Origin of the sequence: Roseomonas gilardii subsp. gilardii, assembly GCF_023078375.1 — a bacterium.
Classification (GTDB): Bacteria; Pseudomonadota; Alphaproteobacteria; order Acetobacterales; family Acetobacteraceae; genus Roseomonas; species Roseomonas gilardii.
Genome location: NZ_CP095554.1, coordinates 1509853 through 1531207, shown reverse-complemented (window position 1 = coordinate 1531207; position 21355 = coordinate 1509853). Strand labels below are relative to the sequence as shown.

Here is a 21355-nt window from a genome sequence, read left to right as displayed (position 1 = left end):
GGAAGGCAGGGCAAGCGAATGCAGAGGATCACCATCACCCTCGACGATGCGTTGCTGGGGGAGATCGACGCACTCGGCTATGGCAACCGCTCCGAGGCGCTACGTGACCTCCTGCGCGCCGGCCTACGCCAACGGGTCGGCGATGGCGCCGTGAACGGGCGCTGTGCCGCAGCGCTGGCCTATGTCTATGACCATCACCGGCGCGATCTGCCGGACCGGCTGACCAACATCTTCCACGACCACCACGACCTCTCCGTCGCCATGCTGCACGTCCACCTCGACCATCATGCCTGTCTGGAAGTCGCGGTGCTGAAGGGGGAGGTCCAGCAGGTCCGGCAGGTCGCGGACGCGGTCACCGCTGAGCGTGGGGTGCAGCATGGCAACCTGCTTGTGATGCGTGCCTGCGGCGATTGAGGCCGGACGGAGGATTGAGCGCCACGCCAGCCTGCCAGACCCTCTCCTTGCCAACCGCCTGTGGCTCAGGAGGCGGGAGGATCGTCTTGCCATCCGGCTCATCCCGATCGGCTGATGATCGGTGCCACTCACCTCAAGGCACATCGCATGGCGGCCAGCCTGCTCAAAAAGGGATGTCCCCCCGTCGTATCGGGTGCGCCAAGGGCACTGCCCTACCTGCCGCGGGCCGGGGGGCGCAGGCCGGCCTCCGGCACTTTGATTCGGCACTCGCGATCAGGCGCTGATCCGCTGCCCCGAAGCTGGCCAGCGCAGCACCGAACCGGGGGACATCGCCAACGCATCCGGTCCGGGCGCGGAAATCGCTTGCCGCCGGGCGGCGCCCCGGCTGTGCTGGCCGGGCCGTGGCGAGAGGAGGTGGGCGGATGACGGGCCGGACCGGGCTGGCGGGCGGGGAGCGCCACCGCTTCGAGGATCTGCGGCACCTGCTGGCGGCCGCGACGCCACGGCGCTCGGGCGACGAGCTGGCGGGGATCGCGGCCAGCTCGGATGCGGAACGCGTGGCGGCGCGGCGGGTTCTGGCGGATCTGCCGCTGAAGGCCTTCCTGTCCGAGACGGTGGTGCCCTACGAGACGGACGAGGTGACGCGGCTGATCCTCGACACGCATGACGCGGCGGCTTTCTCGGCCATGTCGCACAGGACAGTGGGCGATTTCCGCGACTGGCTGCTGTCGCACGAGGCGGATTCCGCCGCGCTGGCGGCGCTGGCGCCGGGGCTCACGCCGGAAATGGTGGCGGCGGTGTCGAAGCTGATGCGCAACCAGGACCTGATCGCCGTGGCGCGGAAATGCCGCGTGGAGACGGCATTCCGCAACAGGATCGGGCTGGAGGGCAGGCTGGCGAGCAGGCTGCAGCCGAACCACCCCACCGACGATGCGCGGGGCATCGCCGTCTCGGTGCTGGACGGGCTGCTGCACGGCTCAGGCGATGCGGTGATCGGCATCAACCCGGCCACCGACAGCCTGCGCAACGCGGTGGAGCTGCTGCGCATGCTGGATACGCTGCGCGAGCGCTACGGGATTCCGACCCAGACCTGCGTGCTGACGCATGTGACGAACTCCATCCGCGCCATCGAGCTGGGCGCGCCGGTGGACCTCGTCTTCCAGTCCGTGGCGGGGACGGAGGGTGCCAATCGCGGCTTCGGCACCGATCTCGCCACACTGCGCGAGGCGCATGAGGCGGCGCTGTCGCTGAAGCGCGGCACGCTGGGCGACAACGTGATGTATTTCGAGACCGGGCAGGGTTCGGCCCTGTCGGCCGAGGCGCATCACGGGGTGGACCAGCAGACGCTGGAATGCCGCGCCCATGCGGTGGCGCGGGCCTTCCGGCCGCTGCTGGTGAACACGGTGGTCGGCTTCATCGGGCCGGAATACCTCTATGACGGCAAGCAGATCCTCCGCGCGGGGCTGGAGGATCATTGCTGCGGCAAGCTGCTCGGCCTGCCGATGGGGGTCGATGTCTGCTACACCAACCATGCCGAGGCCGATGGCGACGACATGGACGCGCTGATGGTGCTGCTCGGCGCGGCGGGGGTGAACTTCCTGATCGCCGTGCCGGGCGCGGACGACATCATGCTGAACTACCAGAGCCTTTCCTTCCACGACATCCTCGCGCTGCGCTCCATGCTGGGCCTGCGGCCCGCGCCGGAATTCGAATCCTGGCTGGAGCGCATGGAGATGCTGGAGCCCGGCGGGCGGATGCGCCCGCCCCTGCCGCAGAGCCCGCAGGCGGCGCGGCTGCTGACCATGGCACGGGACGCCTAGGAGGATGGCGGCGGATTTCTGGGAAGGGCTGCGCCTCGCCACGCGGGCGCGTGTCGGTTTGGGGCGCAGCGGCGATGCCATGCGGCTGTCCGATGTGCTGGATTTTCAGATGGCGCATGCGGTGGCCCGCGATGCCGTGCACACGCCGCTCGATGTCGCGGCGCTACGGGCCGATCTGGCGCCGCTGGAGAGTGTGGAGGTGCGAAGCGCGGCGGGGGATCGTGGCACCTATCTGCGCCGCCCCGATCTCGGGCGGCGGCTGGCGCCGGAAAGCCGGGCGCTGCTGCGGCGGGGCGGGTACGACGCGGTCTTCGTGATCGGCGACGGGCTCTCGGCCCTGGCGGTGCAGAAGCATGCGGCGCCGGTTCTGCATGCCACGCTGGAGCGGTTGCGCGGCTGGCGCATCGCGCCGGTCGTCGTGGCGACCCAGGCGCGGGTGGCGCTGGGCGACGAGATCGGCGAGGCCCTCGGCGCCACGCTCTGCGCCATGCTGATCGGGGAGCGCCCGGGCCTGAGCGTGGCGGAAAGCCTGGGCGTGTACCTGACCTATGCGCCGCGCACGGGCTGCCAGGATTCCGGCCGCAACTGCATCTCCAACATCCATGGGCAGGGAGGGCTGTCGCATGAGGGGGCGGCGGAGAAGCTGGCCTGGCTGATGCGCGAGGCCCGGCAGCGCAAGCTGAGCGGCATCGGCCTCAAGGACGAGGCGCCGGCAGCATTGCCGGGGGCTGAGGAGAGACCGGGTGGAGGCAGCACCTCCACCCGGGATCACCGGAAGTGCCACGCCCTCAGCGCAGGATGCCGGTATGGCCCAGGGAGTAACGGCCCGGCATCGGCCAGACGGTCAGGCCATGCGGCTCCGCGCCGACCTTGATCTGCTTCACGGCCCCCGTGGTGGTGTCGAAGGCATAGACCACATCGTCGAAGCGGCCGGAAAGCCAGAGCGTCTTCCCGTCGGCGCTGACATTGCCCATGTCGGGGCTGCCGCCGCCAGGGATGGGCCAGTTGGCGACGATCCTGCCGCTCGCGAAGTCGAGCACCGAGACGCTGCCCGGCCCCTTTCGCGCGCCATGCACCTTATGCGAGCCGCGGTTGGCGATGTAGAGAAACTTCGCGTCGCGGCTGGGATAGAGGCCATGTGTGCCCGGGCCGGTGGGGACATAGCCCGTCTCGGTGAAGCTGTCGCCGTCGAGGACGAAGACGCCATCGGCCATCATGTCGGCAACATAGAAGGTACGGCCATCCGGCGCCACGCGGATGTCCTGCGGCATGCCGCCCTTGGAGAGCTTCAGGTAGCCCGCGACCTTGTGCTCCACCATGTCGATCTTGGCGAGGCGCCCGCCGAACTCGCAGGTGAAGATGGCATAGCGCCCGTCGGCGGAGAAATCGGCATGGTTCACGCCGCGGCATTCCGGCGTGTCGATGGAGAACTGCATCGCCATCGTGTGCGGGTCACGGAAGTCGAGGCGCTTGCGGGCCTCCGCCACCACGATCGCCGACTTGCCGTCGGGCGTGAAATACATGTTGTAGGGGTCGTCCACCGGGATGGGCTCGCCCGGTTTGCCGGTGGCGGCATCGATGGGCGTGAGGCTGCCATCCTCCTTGCCCTCGGCATTGTTGGTCACCCAGAGCGTGCGCAGGTCCCAGGACGGCACGACATGCTGCGGACCGCGCCCGACCTTGAAGCGGTCCACGACCTTCATCGTCTCCGGATCGATGACATAGACATCGTTGGAGCGGAGGTTCGGCACGTAGATGCGCGGCAGGTCGCTGCGCACCACCGGCGCCAGCTTGTCGCTGGTCGTCTCGCTGTAGATGTTGCCGGGCACGGTCACGGGCGGCATGCCGGGCACGGTCTGCACGGTGGCCGGCGTCGCGTCAGGAGCCCTATTTTGGGCCATGGCCGGGGCGAGGGGCGCGGCGAGCAGCGCCAGGAGAAGGAGCCGGGAAGCGGGGCGGGACATGAGCAGGCGTGTTCCTCGATACGGGCCCGGGGTCACGGGGACCGTTCCCGGAGCGGAGCAAGCCTGTCCGGAAGCGCGAATCCCGTTCTCGGGCAAGGGGGTGGCGGCGCGGGGCGCGGGCATGTGAAGCCGGGCCGGGCGCCGCAGGGAAAGGCGGGTCAGCGGCGTGGCGCGGTGGCCTGCCGGATGGCGGCCACGGTCTGGGCGACGATGGCACCGGTGCCGATCTGGCCGAGCTCGGCCGTGGCGGGGCGCGGGTCGCCGCCATAGACGCCCTGCGCCGTGCCGGGCTTGGCCGCCGCCTGGAGGGCCTGCTGCCGCACCAAAGCGGGGCGTGTGGCCAGTGTCAGGGCGGTGTCCATGAGGTCGGCATGGGTGCCGATATCGTCGCCCAGCCCGCGGGCGCGCAGGGCCGGGGCGAAGCTGCTCTCGATGGTCGTGTAGTATTGCGGGATGTAGTGCGCCCGCACCGGCCCCTTGGCCCATTGGCGGTTCAGCCGGTCGGCCACGCGCTGCAGGTTCTTCTGATAGCCGCCATGGTCGCCGATCAGCACGATGTCGGTGAAGCCATGCGCGGCGAAGCTCTCGGCGGCGGAGGTCAGCAATCCCTCGAAGACCTCGGGCGGGATGCTGATCGTGCCGGGGAAGCGCATATGCGAGCTGGGCGGGTCGATATTGCCCTCGGGCACATAGGCGATCACCGGGGCGAGCAGGGCATTGCCGAGTTGCCGGGCGATCTGCTCGCCCAGCACGGCCACGCGGGCATTGTGCTTGCCCACGGCGATGAAGGGGCCGCTCTGCTCGGTGCCGCCCACGGGGATGATGACGGTGCGCTTGCCGGCCTGGGTGGCGGCGCGGATCTCCGTCCAGGTGAGCTGGTCGAGCCAGACCGTGTCGGGCTGCTGCGCCCAGGCCAGGGGGGCGAGAACCAGGAAGCCGGCCAGGACCGGAATCTGGAGAAGGGCCAGGTGTCGCTTCCGGAAGGCGGATCGGCGGGACATGGTGGAGCAGGAATCTCCGGCAGTGAGATCCTGTCTACTCCCCTCCCCGCCCGCCTGCCCAGCCTTCGCAAACGCGGCAGAAGCCACGCCCGAACCCCGGAAAAGCCTGGAAATTCCTGCTTTTCCTTGAGATGGCCGCGGCCCGGCTCACTTCATGAACGATAATCCACCTTGTCGTCATCGACGAGGCGCAGCGCAGCGGTCCAGGCGAGGTCGTAGATATGCGGGGAATCGGAACGGTTGAACTGGGCCGCGGTCCGCAGCCGCACCTCCTCCGGCGGGAAGACGATCTGGTCCATGCCGGCCGAGAGCGCCGCCACCTGCGCCTGGCAGGCGCGCTCCAGGTAGTAGATGTTGTTGAAGGCCTCCGCCGCCGTGCGGCCCGTGACCAGCAGGCCATGGTTGCGCAGGATCATCGCCCGGTGCTGGCCAAGATCGGCGACCAGCCTCTCGCGCTCGTCGAGATCCAGGGCGATGCCCTCATAGCCGTGATAGGCGAGGTGGCCGTAGAACTTCAGCGCGTGCTGGCTGATCGGCAGCAGCCCCTCCTTCTGCGCCGAAACGGCGATGCCGGCGCTGGTATGGGTATGGACGACATAGGCCGCATCCTCCCGCGTCATGTGGATCGCGGAGTGGATGGTGAAGCCCGCGGCATTGACCGGCTTGGAGGAAGCGTCCTCCTCGACCACGTTGCCGTCCAGGTCGATCTTCACCAGGTCGCTGGCCCGCATCTCGTGGAACATCACGCCATAGCGGTTGATCAGGAAGTAGTGGTCGGGCCCTGGCAGGCGGGCGCTGATATGGGTGTAGATGAGGTCCGTCATCCGGTGATAGGCGACGAGCCGGTAGAGCGCCGCGAGCTCGCAGCGGATCTTCCATTCCTCCGCGCTGATCCCCCGGAGGCTGGCAGGCGGCGTGGTCACGTTCATCGGGCTTCTCCCATGTGGGCGTCCATGTGGGCGTCTCTGGCGGAACGGGGATGATCGGCGGGCCGGAACTTTCCGCCCCCCGGCGGCGGTGCGTCAACCGTCCGGCATGGCATGGCCTCTTGCCCTGGCTGGCGCTCGGGTGTCTTTCGGCCCGTATCGTGGGCAGGCTTGCCCCGCGCATGGGCAGAGGCCGGAAAGGGACGCGGAGATGGGAACGGATCTGGATTTCATCGCGGCGACCAGCGCCAATGACGGCGGGGTGGCGCGCATCCGGCGCGACCTGCACCGTTTCCCGGAACTCGGCTTCCTGGAATACCGCACCGCCGCGAAGGTCGCCGCCACGCTGGAGCGCCTCGGCTGGGCGGTGAAGGCGGGGCCGGAGGTGATGGTGGAGGGTGAGATGCCCGGCCGCCCCTCCCCCGCCGAGATCGCGGCGGCGTGCGAGGCGGCGCTGGCGGCCGGGGCACCGCCGGAATGGGTGGCGCGCATGCCCGGCGGCCAGACCGGGGTGGTGGCGGAGATGCGGCGCGGCGAGGGGCCGGTGCTCGCCTTCCGCTTCGACATGGACGCGCTGCCGGTGCGGGAAACGGCGGCGCCGGAGCATGCGCCGAACCGCGAGGGCTTCGCCTCCGCCCGCCCCGGGGTGATGCATGCCTGCGGCCATGACGGGCATACCGCCATCGGCCTCGCCCTCGCCGCCCGGCTCACGGCGCCCATGGCGCGCTGGCGGGGCACGATCCGCCTGATCTTCCAGCCCGCCGAGGAAGGCGGGCGCGGCGCCCGGCCGATGGTGGCGGCCGGTGTCGTGGACGGGGTGGACCATTTCTTCGCCGGGCATCTCGGCTGCCTGCTGCCCTCGGGCACGGTGGCGCCGGTGGCCACGGGCTTCCTCTATTCCAACAAGCTGGACGCCTTCCTCGAAGGGCGCGCGGCACATGCGGCGATGGGGCCGCAGGAAGGGCGCAACGCCCTGCTGGCCGGCGCCACGGCGGCGCTGAACCTGCACGCCATCAGCCGCCATGCGGAATCGCCCACGCGGGTGAATGTCGGGAGGATGGTGGCGGGCAGCGGGCGCAACGTGATCGCCGATTCCTGCCATCTGGTGCTGGAGGTGCGCGGCGGCTCGCAGGAGGCGCTGGACTACATGGACCGCCGGGCACGGGAGGTTCTGGCCGGGGCGGCGGCGATGCAGGATGTCACGCTGCGCATCGAGGAGATGGGCGGCAGCATCGGCGCCATGCCGAGCCCGGAGGCCGCCGCTATCGTGGCCGAGGTGGCGCACGCCGTGCCGGGGATCGCGCGGATCGAGCCGGAATGGCCGATCGGCGGTGGCGACGACGCCACGCTGATGCTGCGGCGAGTGCAGGAACAGGGCGGTAGCGCGACCTATTTCCTGCTGGGGGCGGACCTCAAGGGGATTCACCACGCGGTGGACTTCGACTTCGATGAGGCCGCGCTGCCGCAGGGCGTGGACCTCTTCGCCGGCATCGCGGAGCGGGTGCTGGCGCCCGCGGAGGCGGCGCGCGGCTAAGGGGCGCGGACAGGTTTCAAGAAACCGCCATGAAACCGAGGAGGTATTGTCACATCCCGGCGCTAGCTGCCCCGGGTCAGAACCGGACCTCTTCCATGCTTCGCAGATCCGTCATTGCCGTCGGCCTCGCCCTCGGCCTGCTCTCCCCAGCCCTCCCCCAGGGTCAAGCGCAGGCGCAGGCGCCGCGCCAGAACGTCACCTTCTGGTACGGGCTGACCGGCCAGCTTAGCGAGGTGGTGCAGCAGGTCTGCCAGCGCTTCAACGACAGCCAGGCGCAGTACCGCATCACCTGCGTCAGCCAGGGCGAGTACGCGCAGGCGCTGCAGAACACCATCGCCGCCTTCCGCGCCGGCGAGCAGCCCACCATCGTCCAGGTCTATGACATCGGCACCGCCGACCTGATGCTCTCGGGGCAGTACGTCCCGGCGCGCGAGCTGATGGCGCAGCAGGGCTACCGGATCGACTGGACGAACTACCTCCCCCCGATCGCCGCCTACTACGCGACCTCGGAGGGCGAAATGCTGTCCTTCCCGTTCAACTCCTCGACCGCGGTGATGTACTGGAACCGCGCGGCGGGCCGCAAGGCGGGCATCGAGCAGGCCCCGGCCACCTGGCAGGATCTCGGCCGGGCGCTGCGCGCCATCAAGGCCTCCGGCCGCGCCTGCCCGATGGCCATGGACTTCGACAGCTGGGCGCTGTTCGAGCAGTTCGCGGCCATCCACAACCTGCCGATCGCCACCAAGCAGAACGGCTATGGCGGGCTGGACGCGGAGTACATCTTCAACCAGGGCCTGATCCGCGAGCATTTCAACACGCTGCTCGCCTGGTACAAGGAAGGGCTGGTCCAGATCCGCACCAAGCAGGCGGGCCAGGACCCGGTGACCTCCTTCGCCGCCGATGACTGCGCGGTGGCCTTCGCCTCCATCGCGAGCCACCAGAGCATCCGCAAGACCGCGGTGTCCGGCCTGGACTGGACTCCGGCGCTGCTGCCGGTCTGGGAGGGCCACAGCCGCATCAACAGCCGCGTCGGCGGCGCCTCGCTCTGGGCGCTGCGCGGCCGCCCGGCCGAGGAATACAAGGGGGCCGCGGCCTTCTTCGACTTCCTGGCCAAGCCGGAATCCGAGACCTTCTGGGCGACCGAGACGGGCTATATCCCGGTGACCCGCACCGGCTATGACAGCCTGAAGGCCCAGGGCTTCTTTCAGCGCCCCGAGAATGTCGGGCGCGAGGTGGCGATGGAGAGTCTGCTGCTCACCGAGCCGACCGAGAATTCCCGCGGCCTTCGCCTGGGCAACATGACGCAGTTCCGCGCCGCCTATGCCAACGAGATCCAGGCGGCCTTCGCTGGCCAGAAGACCATGGACCAGGCGCTGAGCGCGCTGCAGGACCAGGGCAACCAGCTCCTGCGCCGCTTCGAACAGACCTATCGCGGCAAGCGCCTGCCCTGATCCGGACCGGCCGGGCGGCCCGCGCCGCCCCGCCACCCCGAGCATGAACCAGATGCAACGACGCGCCCTGTTCCGCAGCCGCTGGCTCCCCTGGGCCCTGGTGCTGCCGCAGCTGCTGATCATCTTCGTCTTCTTCTACTGGCCGACCGGCGAGGCCTTCTACTGGGCCTTCACGCTGCAGCAGCCCTGGGGCGGCGGCAACACCTGGGTCGGCTGGCAGAACTTCGCCGAGGTCTTCGGCAACGCCGCCTACTGGCATTCGGTCGCCATCAGCATCTTCTACGCCTTCGCCACCACGGCGCTGGCGGTCGCGGCCTCGCTGCTGCTCGCCGTCTTCGTCGACCGGGAACTGCGCGGCAGCCGCGCCTACCGCCTCGCCCTGGTCTGGCCCTATGCCATCGCGGCGCCGGCGATCGGCATCATCTTCCGCTTCATCTTCGACCCGCGCGCCGGCCTCTTCTCCTTCCTCAACGCCGTGGCACCGGGAAGCTGGGACCCCACGCTGGTCGGCTCGCATGCCATGACCATGCTGATCATGGCCGGGGCCTGGCAGCTCGTCTCCTACAACTTCGTCTTCCTGCTGGCCGGACTGCAGGGCATTCCCCGTTCGCTGACCGAGGCGGCGGCGATGGACGGGGCCGGGCCGCTGCGCCGGATGTGGGACATGCAGGTGCCGCTGCTCTCGCCCACGCTGTTCTTCCTGGCCGTGATCAACCTGACGGACAGCTTCACGCACAGCTTCGCGCTGGTGGACACGATGACGCAGGGCGGGCCGGCGCGCTCCACCGAGCTGATGGTCTACAAGATCTATTCCGACGGCTTCAAGGGCCTGGACTATTCCGGCGCCGCCGCGCAGAGCATCGTGCTCATGCTGCTGGTGATGGCGATGACCTTCATCCAGTTCCGCTTCATCGAGCGGCGGCTGCACTACAAGTGAGACCGTGCCATGGTTGAACGCCGCCCGCTGACGGATCTCGCGACGCACCTGCTGCTGCTGCTGGGCGTGCTGTCGCTGCTGGGCCCGCTCTGGCTCGCCTTCGTCGCCGCCACGCAGGACATCGCCGGCGCCAATGCCGTGCCGATGCGCCTGCTGCCCGGCCCGCATCTGTGGGAGAACCTCCAGGCCGCCTGGCTGCGCGGCGATCTCGGCACGCGCTTCCTCACCAGCTTCGTGGTGGCGGTGGGGGTCATGGCCGGCAAGATCCTGATCGCCATGCTGGCCGCCTTCGCCGTGGTGTTCTTCGACTGGCGCGCCAAGGCGCTGGTCTTCTGGCTGATCTTCGTCACGCTGATGCTGCCGCTCGAGGTCCGCATCGTGCCGACCTATGCGGTCGCCACCAATGCGCTGCGCCCCTTCCAGGCGATCCTGGACCTGACCGGGGCGACCTGGCTGGTGCGGCAGCTCTCCGGCATCGAGATCGCGCTGCAATGGCGGATGCTGAACTCCTATACCGGACTGATCCTGCCGCTGGTGGCGACCGCCACGGGCACCTTCCTCTACCGCCAGTTCTTCATGACCATCCCGGAGGAGCTGGTGGAGGCCGCGCGCATGGATGGCGCCGGGCCGATCCGCTTCCTGCGCGACATCCTGCTGCCACTCTCGCGCACCAACATGGCGGCGCTGGCCACCATCATGTTCGTCTATGCCTGGAACCAGTATCTCTGGCCGCTGCTGGTCACCACCGAGCCCGACCGCAGCACCGTGATGGTGCAACTCGCCCGCATGATCCCGCGCGGCGACGGGCTGCCGGAATGGAACATCGTCATGGCGGCCGCGCTGGTCGTCATGTTGCCGCCGCTGCTGATCGTGCTGCTGATGCAGCGCTGGTTCGTGCGCGGCCTGATCGCCACCGAGAAATAGGGGCCGCACCCGCCGATGCCAGCGATCGTCCTGGACAGCGTCCGCAAGCTCTATCCCGGCGCCACCACCCCTTCGGTGAGCGATGTCTCGCTCAGCCTGCCCGAGCGCGCCTTCACCGTGATCCTCGGTCCCTCCGGCTGCGGCAAGTCCACGCTGCTGCGCATGATCGCGGGGCTGGAGGGCATCAGCGGCGGCGAGATCCGCATCCATGGGCGGCGGGTGAACGAGGCGGAGCCCAAGGACCGCGGCTGCGCCATGGTCTTCCAGAACTACGCCCTCTATCCGCATATGACGGTGGCCGAGAACATCGCCTATCCGCTCAAGGTGGCGGGGCTGGGGCGGGCCGAGCGCCTGGCCCGCGTGCGCGAGGTGGCGGGCACGCTGGCACTGTCCGAGATGCTGGATCGCCGGCCGGGGCAGCTCTCGGGTGGCCAGCGGCAGCGCGTCGCCATCGGCCGCGCCATGGTGCGGCAGCCGAAGGTCTTCCTCTTCGACGAGCCGCTGTCGAATCTCGACGCCACCCTGCGCGGCCAGATGCGCACCGAACTGCGCCAACTGCATGAGCGGCTGCAGGCCACCTCCGTGCTGGTGACGCATGACCAGATCGAGGCCATGACCCTGGCCGATGTGATGGTGGTGATGCGGGCCGGCCGGGTGGAGCAGATGGGCGCCCCGCGCGAGGTCTATGAGCGTCCGCGCACCCGCTTCGTGGCGGGGTTCCTCGGCTCGCCCGCGATGAATCTCTGGCCCGCCCGCGTCGCCGAGGATGGCTGCACCGCGCTGCTGGAAGGCGGCCTCGCCGTGCCGCTGGGCGGCTCGCTGGCGCCCGGGCAGGCGATCACCCTGGGCATCCGGCCCGAGCATGTGGCCCAGGGCGAGCTGGCCGCCCAGTGCGAGGTGATCGAGGATCTCGGTACCAGCCGCCTCGTGCATGCCCGGCTGCAGGGCGCCGCCGTCCTGCTGCACCTGCCCACGGAGCATCCGCTGCGGCGCGGCGAAGCGCTGGGCCTCGCCCTGCCACCGGAGCGCCTGCATGTCTTCGACGGCGAAAGCGAGGTGCGGCTCCTGCTGCGCCCGCTGCCCTGGACCGGCAGCAGCCCGCGGCAGGATACCGAACTGGCCCGGGGATGATCACCGGGGGGAAGGCTCCGCCTTGTGCCCCCGGGTTCGGACACTGGCATGCGGCCGATCAGGCCGGGACCGCCACGGCCGCTGTCTGGCAGCCCCGGAGCACGAGATCCGTGTGCAGCCGCACCACCTCCTCCGGGGAAAGCCGCCCATCCGGCCGGTACCAGGTGCAGACGCCGGTCAGCATGGCCAGCATGGCATAGGCGCCGATCCGCGTGTCGGGGATCGACAGTGTCCCCGCCGCCACGCCCTGGTCGAGCAGCGCGATGAGGCAGCCTTCGTAGCGGCGGCGCAGCGCCAGCACCGCATCGCGGTTCCGCGGCTCCAACGCGCGCAGCTCGAAATTCGCCACATAGACCTCCCGCTTCTTGTCCATGTGGTAGAGCAGGTGATGCGCCACGAAGGCCCGGAGCTGCGCGAGGGGACCGGGCGGCGCGGTGCCCAGCGCGGCCTCCGTGCTGGCGAGCAGCGCCTCCATATGCTCCCGCACCAGGCCGAAGAGCAGGTCCTGCTTCGAGGCGATGTGGTTGTAGAGCGAGGCCGGCTGGATGCCGACCTCGGCGGCGAGGTCACGCAGGCTCATCGCCTCGAAGCCATGCTCGTGGATCAGCGACAGCCCCACCTCGCGGATCAGCGCCGCCGTGCGGGGGCCGTTCGAGCCTGCGATGCGCGCCATGACCTCTCTCAGCCTCTTCCCAGCCAGAATAAACTTACGTATGTTCGTTTGCAACGAGGCCCGGGAGCGGCCCGCCTGTCCAAGTGAGCGTTCAGGGAGGATTGCTATGTCCAATAGCTTCCGGGGGCTGGATTTCGGCCTGGGTGAGACCACCGAGGCCCTGCGCGAGCAGGTCTCCGCCTTCGCCCGGCGCGAGATCGCCCCCCGCGCCGCGGAGATCGACCGCGAGAACGCCTTCCCCAATGATCTGTGGCGCAAGTTCGGCGATCTCGGCCTGCTCGGCATCACCGTGCCGGAGGAGCTGGGGGGTGCCGGCATGGGCTATCTCGACCATGTCGTGGCGCTGGAGGAGATCAGCCGCGCCTCCGCCTCGGTCGGGCTCAGCTACGGCGCCCACTCCAACCTCTGCGTCAACCAGATCCGCCGCAACGGCAGCGAGGAGCAGAAGCGCCGCTACCTGCCGAAGCTGATCTCCGGCGAGCATATCGGCGCCCTGGCGATGAGCGAGCCGGGCGCGGGCTCGGACGTGGTCTCCATGAAGCTGCGGGCCGAGAAGCGGGGCGACCGCTACGTGCTCAACGGCAACAAGATGTGGATCACCAACGGCCCGGATGCCGATGTGCTGGTGGTCTATGCCAAGACCGACCCCGCGGCCGGACCGCGCGGCATCACCACCTTCGTGATCGAGAAGGGCTTCCGGGGCTTCTCCACGGCGCAGAAGCTGGACAAGCTCGGCATGCGCGGCTCCAACACCTGCGAACTGGTCTTCCAGGATTGCGAGGTGCCGGAGGAGAACATCCTGGGCGGCCTCGGCCGGGGCGTGAACGTGCTGATGAGCGGGCTGGACTACGAGCGCGCCGTGCTCGCCGCCGGGCCGCTCGGCATCATGCAAGCCTGCCTGGACGTGGTGCTGCCCTATGTGCACGAGCGCAAGCAGTTCGGCCAGGCGATCGGCGAGTTCCAGCTCATGCAGGGCAAGCTGGCCGACATGTACAGCACGCTCAGTGCCTGCCGCGCCTATGTCTATGCCGTGGCGCAGGCCTGCGACCGGGGGCAGACGACGCGCAAGGACGCCGCCGGCGCGATCCTCTATGCCGCCGAGAAGGCGACCTGGATGGCGCTGGAGGCGATCCAGTGCCTGGGCGGCAACGGCTACATCAACGAATACCCGACCGGGCGCCTGCTGCGCGATGCCAAGCTCTACGAGATCGGTGCCGGGACGAGCGAGATCCGCCGGATGCTGATCGGGCGTGAGCTCTTCCGGGAAACGGCGTGAGGCCCGGGCCATGCCTGTCCTGGAAACCAGTCTCGACCCCCGCGGCGATGAGGCGCGCGCCAATGCCGAGGCGATGCGCGCCCTCACCGGCGAGCTGCGCGCGCTCGCCGAGCAGGTCCGTCTCGGCGGCGGCGAGGCGGCGCGGCGGAAGCATCTCGGGCGCGGCAAGCTGCTGCCGCGCGACCGCATCCGGGCGCTGATCGACCCGGCCTCGCCCTTCCTGGAGATCGGCCAGCTCGCCGCGCAGGGAATGTATGGCGGCGAGGTCCCCTCGGCCGGGATGGTGGCCGGGATCGGCCGCGTCTCGGGGCGCGAATGCATGATCGTCGCCAACGACGCGACGGTGAAGGGCGGCACCTATTTCCCGCTGACGGTGAAGAAGCATCTCCGCGCCCAGGAGATCGCCGAGCAGAACCGCCTGCCCTGCCTCTATCTCGTGGATTCCGGCGGCGCCAACCTGCCGCAGCAGGACGAGGTCTTTCCCGACCGCGACCATTTCGGGCGCATCTTCTACAACCAGGCGCGCATGTCGGCGCAGGGCATCCCGCAGATCGCGGTGGTGATGGGAAGCTGCACCGCCGGCGGCGCCTATGTCCCCGCCATGTGCGACGAGAGCATCATCGTCCGCAACCAGGGCACCATCTTCCTCGCCGGCCCGCCGCTGGTGAAGGCCGCGACCGGCGAGGTGGTGACGGCCGAGGAGCTGGGCGGCGCCGATGTCCACAGCCGCACCTCCGGCGTCACCGACCATTATGCCGAGAACGACGCCCATGCGCTGGGCATCGCCCGGAACATCGTCGCCAACCTGAACGCCACGAAGCGCCCCTCCCTGGCGATCCGCGAACCGCGCGCACCGCTCTACCCGGCGGAGGATCTCTACAGCCTGATCCCCGCCGACCGGCGCAAGCCCTTCGAGGTGCGGGAGGTGATCGCGCGGCTGGTGGATGGCAGCGAGTTCGACGAGTTCAAGCGGCTCTACGGCACCACGCTGGTCTGCGGCTTCGCCCATCTCTGGGGCTATCCGGTGGGGATCGTCGCCAATAACGGCATCCTCTTCGGGGAGAGCGCGCAGAAGGGGGCGCATTTCATCGAGCTCTGCGCCCAGCGCGGCATCCCGCTGGTCTTCCTGCAGAACATCACCGGCTTCATGGTCGGCAAGAAATACGAGACTGGCGGCATCGCCAAGGACGGCGCCAAGATGGTGACCGCCGTGGCCACCGCCGCCGTGCCGAAATTCACCGTGATCATCGGCGGCAGCTTCGGCGCCGGCAATTACGGCATGTGCGGCCGCGCCTATTCCCCGCGCTTCCTCTGGATGTGGCCCAATGCCCGCATCAGCGTGATGGGGGGCGAGCAGGCGGCCTCCGTCCTCGCCACCGTCCGCCGCGACGGCATCGAGGCCAGGGGCGGCCGGTGGGGCGCCGAGGAGGAGGAAGCCTTCAAGGCCCCCATCCGCACACAGTACGAGACGCAGGGCCATCCCACCTATTCCTCCGCGCGGCTCTGGGACGATGGCGTGATCGACCCGGCCGAGACGCGCCGCGTCCTGGCGCTCGGCCTTTCCGCCAGCCTCAACGCACCGATCGAGCCGACCCGCTTCGGCCTGTTCCGGATGTGAGGACCGCCATGAACGACACCATCCTGCTCGACCTCGACCCGCGCGGCGTGGCGCGCATCACCCTGAACCGGCCGGAGCGGCACAACGCCTTCGACGACGCGCTGATCGCCGGGCTTTCCGCGGCGTTGGAGGAGCTGGGCGAGGATGCGCGCGTGCGCGCCGTGGTGCTGACCGGCGCCGGGCGATCCTTTTCCGCGGGTGCCGACCTCGAATGGATGCGGCGCATGGCCAACCATTCCCGCGAGGAGAACCTCGCCGACGCGGCGAAGCTCGCGCGGCTGATGCATCTCCTCGCGCGCCTGCCCAAGCCGACCCTGGCGCTGGTGCAGGGGGCAGCCTATGGCGGTGGCGTCGGGCTCGCCTGCTGCTGCGACGTGGTGCTGGCCGCCGACACGGCACGCTTCTGCCTGAGCGAGGTGCGGCTCGGCCTGACGCCGGCGACCATCAGCCCCTATGTCGTCGCCGCCATCGGGGCGCGGCAGGCACGCCGCTACTTCGCCACCGCCGAGGTGATCCCGCCCCACCGGGCGCTGGACATCGGGCTGGTGCACGAGGTGGTGCCCGCCGAACGGCTGGAGGAGGAGGCGGAGCAGGTCCTGGAGGCGCTGCTGCAGGGCGCCCCGGGGGCGCAGGCGGCGGCCAAGGACCTCGTCTTCCTGTGCGAGGGGCACGTGGTGGACGAAGCCCTTTCCGCCGAGACCGGGCGCCGCATCGCCGAGCGCCGCGCCTCGGAGGAAGGGCGCGAGGGGCTGGGCGCCTTCCTGGACAAGCGCCCCCCGTCCTGGCGCATGCCCCCTGGGCGCATTCCCCCTAGGCGTATTCCCCCTGGGCGCGTGAACTGAGGAGCGCGCGATGTTCCGCAGAATCCTCATCGCCAATCGCGGCGAGATCGCCTGCCGGGTGATCCGCACGGCGCGGCGCCTCGGCATCGCCAGCATCGCCGTCTATTCCGAGGCCGACCGCGCGGCGCGCCACGTCCATCTCGCCGACGAGGCCTGGCCCGTCGGCCCCGCCCCGGCACGGGAAAGCTACCTCTCCATCCCCCGCATCCTCGACGCCGCGAAACGCTCGGGGGCGGAGGCGATCCATCCCGGCTACGGCTTCCTGTCCGAGAACGCGGAATTCGCCGAGGCCTGCGCGGCGGCCGGGATCGCCTTCATCGGCCCGCCGGCCGCGGCGATCCGCGCCATGGGCTCGAAATCCGCCGCCAAGGCGATCATGGAGCGTTCCGGCGTGCCGCTGGTGCCGGGCTATCACGGGGCGCGGCAGGAGGTGGCGCTGCTGGCGGAGGAAGCCGCGCGGATCGGCTATCCCGTGCTGATCAAGGCCTCGGCGGGCGGCGGCGGCAAGGGCATGCGCGTGGTGGAGGCGGCGGGTGAGCTGGAAGCCGCCATCGAGGGGGCCAAGCGCGAGGCCAAGGCCTCCTTCGGCGACGATCATGTGCTGATCGAGAAATACCTGACCCGCCCCCGCCATATCGAGATCCAGGTCTTCGCCGACACGCAGGGCAATGCCGTCTCGCTCTTCGAGCGCGACTGCTCCATCCAGCGCCGACACCAGAAGGTGATCGAGGAAGCCCCCGCCCCGGGGCTGGACGAGGCGCAGCGGCGCGCGATGGGTGATGCCGCGATCGCCGCCGCCCGGGCCGTCGGCTATGTCGGCGCCGGCACGGTGGAGTTCATCGCGGAGGACGGCCGCTTCTTCTTCATGGAGATGAACACCCGACTCCAGGTGGAGCATCCCGTCACCGAGGCGATCACCGGCCAGGACCTCGTGGAATGGCAGTTGCGCGTCGCCGCCGGCGAGCCGCTGCCGCTGCGCCAGGAAGACCTCCGCATCCAGGGCCATGCCATCGAGGCGCGGATCTATGCCGAGGACCCGTCGCGACTTCCTGCCCTCCACCGGCACGCTGGCGCATCTGCGCCAGCCGCGCGAGGGCGAGGGCGTGCGCGTCGATACCGGCGTGCGCCAGGGCGACGCGATCACGCCGAACTACGACCCGATGATCGCCAAGCTGATCGTGCATGGGGAGGACCGCGCCGCCGCCGCCCAGCGCCTCGCCGCCGCGCTGGCGGAATACGAGGTGGTGGGGGTGCGCACCAACCTCGCCCTGCTGCGCGCGCTGGCCACGCATCCCGCCTTCCTGTCGGCGGATCTCGACACCGGCTTCATCGCCCGGCACCCGGAGGTGCTGGAAGGCTCCGCCGATCCGGTGCCGGATGCGCTGGCCTGGGCCGCCGCCGCCTGGACCCTGCTGCGGGAGAAGGCGCGGGCGGCCGAAGCAGCGGCGCGCGGCTCGGGCGATCCCTTCTCGCCCTGGGCCTGTGCCGATGCCTGGCGGATGAACGGGGCTGGCTACCAGGACCTGCTCTTCGAGGCCGGAGGCGAGCGCGTGCCGCTGCGCGCGGCGCTGCGCCGGGACGGATCGCTGGACCTCACCCTGCCCGGCGGCGACAGCGCGCATGTGGCGGCGGAGGAGACGGAGGACGGGCTGCGGCTGCGCCTCGACGGCGTGCAGCACCGGATGGCCGTGGCACGGCAGGACGACATGCTGACCGTGCTGCGCGACGGGCGCGGCGTGCGGCTGCGCGTGCTCGACCCGCTGGCGCCGCCCGAGAGCCAGGCCGCCGGCGGCGAGCGCGTGATCGCCCCGATCCCCGCCCGGGTGACGCGCGTGCTGGTGTCCCCCGGCGACAAGGTGGCCAAGGGCGCGCCGCTGCTGGTGCTGGAGGCGATGAAGATGGAACTCACCCTCTCCGCCCCCGCCGAGGGCGTCGTGGAGAGCATCCGCCATGGGGTGGACGAGATGGTGGAGGAAGGCACGCAGCTCGTGACCTTCGCCGCCCCTTCCGATGTGGCGGGGGCGGCCTGATGTTCCCGGAACAGGTCCGCATTGTGGAGATGGGTCCGCGCGACGGCTTGCAGAACGAGGCGCGGCCGGTTTCCGTCGCCACGCGGATCGCATTGATCGAGGCGCTGGCCGATGCCGGGCTGCGCAGCATCGAGGCGGGCAGCTTCGTCTCGCCGAAATGGGTGCCGCAGATGGCCGGCACGGCGGAAGTCCTGGCCGGGATCGCGCCGCGCCCGGGCGTCGGCCACCCCGTGCTGGTGCCGAACCTGAAGGGGCTGGAAGCGGCGCTGGCCGCCGGGGCGCGGGAGATCGCGGTCTTCGGCGCGGCCTCGGAAAGCTTCTCGCGCGCCAACATCAACTGCTCCATCGCCGAGAGCCTGGAGCGCTTCGCCCCGGTGGTGGAACAGGCGCTCGCCGCCGGGCTGCGGGTGCGCGGCTATGTCTCCTGCGTGCTCGGCTGCCCCTACGAAGGCCGGGTGGCGCCGGAGGCGGTGGCGCGCGTCGCGGCGGCGCTGCACCGCATGGGCTGCTACGAGATCTCGCTCGGCGACACGATCGGCACGGGCACGCCGCTCGCCGCGCGGCGGATGCTGGAGATCGTGGCGGAGCAGGTGCCGCTGGAACAGCTGGCGCTGCACTTCCACGACACCTACGGCCAGGCACTGGCGAATATCCTGGCCTGCCTGGAACTCGGTGTCTCGGTGGTGGACAGCGCCGTGGCCGGGCTGGGCGGCTGCCCCTATGCCAAGGGCGCCTCGGGCAATGTCGCGACCGAGGATGTCGTCTACATGCTCGACGGCATGGGCATCGCGACCGGTGTGGACCTCGCCCGCCTCGCCGCGGCCGGGCGCATGATCTGCGCCGCGCTGGAACGCGAGCCAGCCTCCAGGGTGGCTCGCGCCCTCGCCGCGCGCGCCGTGGCATGACGCCGCCGGTGGCCGCCACCGGAACCGACGAGTGGGCGGACCAGGAACCCCAGCTTCCTGGCGGATAGGGACCGAAGGGGGGATTCCGGGGGAAGGCACCGCCTTTCTCCCGGGGAATAACCCCGGAACAATCGAGGAAGGACAGAGAGGATGGGTGCCGGGGAACTCAGCTATGTCCATGGGGCCTGCGAGACGCCGCTGCTGAGCGACACGATCGGGCAGCGTCTGGACCGCACCGCCGACACCTGGCCGGACCGGCCGGCGCTGATCGACCGGGGGCAGGGCCTGCGCTGGAACTGGGCGGAACTGCGGGAGCAGGTGGACCGTCTCGCCGCGGGCTTCCTGGCGCTCGGGCTGCGGCGGGGCGAGCGGATCGGGATCTGGTCGCTGAACCGGGCGGAATGGGCGCTGACCCAGTTCGCCGCGGCACGGGCGGGGCTGGTGCTGGTGACGGTCAATCCCGCCTACCGGCTGCACGAGCTGGAATACGCGCTGAACAAGGTGGGCTGCGCCGCGCTGGTGACGGCCACGGCCTTCAAGAGCAGCGACTATGCCGGGATGCTGCGGCAGATCGCGCCGGAGCTGGACAGTGCCCCTCCGGGCCGGCTGCGCGCGGCGCGGCTTCCGGCGCTGCGCGCGGTGATCCAGCTCGGCGGTCCGGTCCTTCCTGGTGCCCTGCCCTTCGCCGATGTGCCGGCCCTGGGCGGGGAGCGGGAGCGCGCGGCACTGCGGGATCTGGGCGGGGCGCTGCAATTCGACGACCCGATCAACATCCAGTTCACCAGCGGTACCACGGGCGCGCCGAAGGGCGTCACGCTGTCGCACCACAACATCCTGAACAACGGCTATTTCGTCGGCCGGGCGATGCGGCTCAGCGAACAGGACCGGATCTGCATCCCGGTGCCGCTCTACCACTGCTTCGGCATGGTGATGGGCAACCTCGCCGCGCTGACGCATGGCGCCTGCATGGTCTATCCGGGCGAGGGCTTCGACCCGGTGGCGGCGCTGGAGGCGGTGCAGGCCGAGCGCTGCACCGCGCTCTATGGCGTGCCGACCATGTTCATCGCCGAGCTGGACCATCCGCGTTTCGCGGAGTTCGACCTGTCCTCGCTGCGCACGGGGATCATGGCGGGCTCCCCCTGCCCCATCGAGGTGATGAAACGCGTCACCAGCCGCATGAACATGCGCGACCTCACCATCTGCTATGGCATGACCGAGACCAGCCCGGTCAGCTTCCAGAGTGCGGTGGACGACCCGCTGGAACGCCGCGTCTCCACCGTCGGGCGCATCCACCCGCATCTGGAGGTGAAGATCATCGACAGCGAGGGGCGGATCGTGCCGCGCGGCCAGCCGGGCGAGCTCTGCACGCGCGGCTATTCGGTGATGCTGGGCTATTGGGACGAGGCGGCGCGGACGGCGGAGGTGATCGACGCCGCCCGCTGGATGCACACGGGCGATCTCGCGACCCTCGACGAGGAAGGCTATTGCAACATCGTCGGCCGGATCAAGGACATGGTGATCCGGGGCGGCGAGAACCTCTATCCGCGCGAGATCGAGGAATTCCTCTATCGACACCCGAAGATCCAGGACGTGCAGGTCTTCGGCGTGCCCGATCCCCGCTATGGCGAGGAGCTCTGCGCCTGGATTGCATCCGGCCGGGCGAGGTGCTGACGGTGGAGGAGGTGCGGGGCTTCTGCGAGGGGCAGATCGCGCACCAGAAAATCCCGAGATATGTTCAGTTCGTTAATGAATTTCCCATGACCGTGACCGGCAAGATCCAGAAATTCCTCATGCGGCGGCAGATGGAGGAGGAGCTTGGCCTGACGCGCCAGGAGACCGCATGAAGGCCGGCAGGGCATATTGGTGGGGGATGCCACGATCCCGCTTGCACCGGGGGCGGCTTCGCCTTAAC

General features: G+C 70.0%; 19 protein-coding genes and 1 pseudogene. 16 read left to right on the top strand and 4 right to left on the bottom strand.

Annotation, left to right across the window (positions count from 1 at the left end; translation table 11 throughout):
* Positions 1-18: 18 nt before the first annotated feature.
* From nikR to eutC, 3 genes are all read left to right on the top strand, one after another.
* The gene (gene nikR, locus MVG78_RS06930) at positions 19-414 is read left to right on the top strand and encodes a nickel-responsive transcriptional regulator NikR (RefSeq protein ID WP_247559382.1); all 396 of its coding nucleotides are present in this window, start codon (positions 19-21) and stop codon (positions 412-414) included.
* A gap of 422 nt (positions 415-836) precedes the next feature.
* The gene (locus MVG78_RS06925; protein ID WP_247559381.1) at positions 837-2234 is read left to right on the top strand and encodes an ethanolamine ammonia-lyase subunit EutB; all 1398 of its coding nucleotides are present in this window, start codon (positions 837-839) and stop codon (positions 2232-2234) included.
* Between the two features lie 4 nt (positions 2235-2238).
* A complete protein-coding gene (gene eutC, locus MVG78_RS06920; RefSeq protein ID WP_247559379.1) occupies positions 2239-3108 on the top strand; it encodes an ethanolamine ammonia-lyase subunit EutC in 870 nt (289 codons plus the stop codon).
* Here the strand turns inward: eutC and MVG78_RS06915 are convergent.
* The 3 genes from MVG78_RS06915 to MVG78_RS06905 form a co-directional block, all read right to left on the bottom strand.
* Positions 3023-4198 (bottom strand): YncE family protein, encoded by a 1176-nt coding sequence (locus MVG78_RS06915; protein WP_247559377.1) that lies wholly within the window; start codon positions 4196-4198, stop codon positions 3023-3025. The two genes, eutC and MVG78_RS06915, sit on opposite strands and share 86 nt — an antisense overlap.
* Positions 4199-4356: 158 nt before the next feature.
* Entirely contained in the window at positions 4357-5199 is an 843-nt protein-coding gene (locus tag MVG78_RS06910) for a creatininase family protein (RefSeq protein ID WP_247559375.1), read from the bottom strand.
* Positions 5200-5351: 152 nt separating this feature from the next.
* Complete coding sequence (locus tag MVG78_RS06905) at positions 5352-6128, bottom strand: class II aldolase/adducin family protein (protein WP_247559374.1); 777 nt, start codon at positions 6126-6128, stop codon at positions 5352-5354.
* 208 nt (positions 6129-6336) lie between these two features.
* Between MVG78_RS06905 and MVG78_RS06900 the strand changes: the two genes are divergently transcribed.
* The 5 genes from MVG78_RS06900 to MVG78_RS06880 all read left to right on the top strand — a co-directional run bounded on the left by MVG78_RS06900 (position 6337) and on the right by MVG78_RS06880 (position 12099).
* The gene (locus tag MVG78_RS06900; protein WP_247559372.1) at positions 6337-7659 is read left to right on the top strand and encodes an amidohydrolase; all 1323 of its coding nucleotides are present in this window, start codon (positions 6337-6339) and stop codon (positions 7657-7659) included.
* Between the two features lie 95 nt (positions 7660-7754).
* On the top strand, positions 7755-9107 hold the full coding sequence (locus MVG78_RS06895) for an extracellular solute-binding protein (RefSeq protein ID WP_247559370.1): 1353 nt from the start codon (positions 7755-7757) through the stop codon (positions 9105-9107).
* Positions 9108-9159: 52 nt separating this feature from the next.
* Positions 9160-10044: a carbohydrate ABC transporter permease gene (locus MVG78_RS06890; protein WP_247559368.1), complete on the top strand. Its 885-nt coding sequence runs from the start codon at positions 9160-9162 to the stop codon at positions 10042-10044.
* Positions 10045-10053: 9 nt separating this feature from the next.
* The gene (locus MVG78_RS06885) at positions 10054-10968 is read left to right on the top strand and encodes an ABC transporter permease subunit (RefSeq protein WP_247559366.1); all 915 of its coding nucleotides are present in this window, start codon (positions 10054-10056) and stop codon (positions 10966-10968) included.
* A 15-nt stretch (positions 10969-10983) separates the two neighbouring features.
* Positions 10984-12099: an ABC transporter ATP-binding protein gene (locus MVG78_RS06880; RefSeq protein ID WP_247559364.1), complete on the top strand. Its 1116-nt coding sequence runs from the start codon at positions 10984-10986 to the stop codon at positions 12097-12099.
* 58 nt (positions 12100-12157) lie between these two features.
* On the opposite strand, the gene MVG78_RS06875 is transcribed toward MVG78_RS06880, so the two are convergent.
* On the bottom strand, positions 12158-12772 hold the full coding sequence (locus tag MVG78_RS06875) for a TetR/AcrR family transcriptional regulator (protein ID WP_247559362.1): 615 nt from the start codon (positions 12770-12772) through the stop codon (positions 12158-12160).
* A gap of 106 nt (positions 12773-12878) precedes the next feature.
* Between MVG78_RS06875 and MVG78_RS06870 the strand changes: the two genes are divergently transcribed.
* The 8 genes and pseudogenes from MVG78_RS06870 (at position 12879) to MVG78_RS21970 (ending at position 21287) form a co-directional block, all read left to right on the top strand.
* Positions 12879-14048, top strand: coding sequence for an isovaleryl-CoA dehydrogenase (locus tag MVG78_RS06870; RefSeq protein WP_247559360.1), 1170 nt, complete (start codon positions 12879-12881; stop codon positions 14046-14048).
* Positions 14049-14058: 10 nt separating this feature from the next.
* A complete protein-coding gene (locus MVG78_RS06865) occupies positions 14059-15666 on the top strand; it encodes a carboxyl transferase domain-containing protein (RefSeq protein WP_247559358.1) in 1608 nt (535 codons plus the stop codon).
* Positions 15667-15674: 8 nt separating this feature from the next.
* Positions 15675-16508, top strand: coding sequence for an enoyl-CoA hydratase/isomerase family protein (locus MVG78_RS06860; RefSeq protein ID WP_247559356.1), 834 nt, complete (start codon positions 15675-15677; stop codon positions 16506-16508).
* Positions 16509-16518: 10 nt separating this feature from the next.
* Positions 16519-17421 (top strand): annotated as a pseudogene (locus tag MVG78_RS21980) (ATP-binding protein); the annotation flags it as partial.
* Positions 17422-17533: 112 nt separating this feature from the next.
* Positions 17534-18538: an acyl-CoA carboxylase biotin carboxyl carrier protein subunit gene (locus tag MVG78_RS21975; RefSeq protein ID WP_428480767.1), complete on the top strand. Its 1005-nt coding sequence runs from the start codon at positions 17534-17536 to the stop codon at positions 18536-18538.
* Positions 18538-19443: a hydroxymethylglutaryl-CoA lyase gene (locus MVG78_RS06850; RefSeq protein WP_428480804.1), complete on the top strand. Its 906-nt coding sequence runs from the start codon at positions 18538-18540 to the stop codon at positions 19441-19443. The genes MVG78_RS21975 and MVG78_RS06850 overlap by 1 nt, the downstream gene beginning before the upstream one ends.
* 150 nt (positions 19444-19593) lie before the next feature.
* Entirely contained in the window at positions 19594-21114 is a 1521-nt protein-coding gene (locus tag MVG78_RS06845; protein WP_282615059.1) for an AMP-binding protein, read from the top strand.
* Positions 21108-21287, top strand: coding sequence for a hypothetical protein (locus tag MVG78_RS21970; RefSeq protein ID WP_282615058.1), 180 nt, complete (start codon positions 21108-21110; stop codon positions 21285-21287). The genes MVG78_RS06845 and MVG78_RS21970 overlap by 7 nt, the downstream gene beginning before the upstream one ends.
* Positions 21288-21355: the final 68 nt, after the last annotated feature.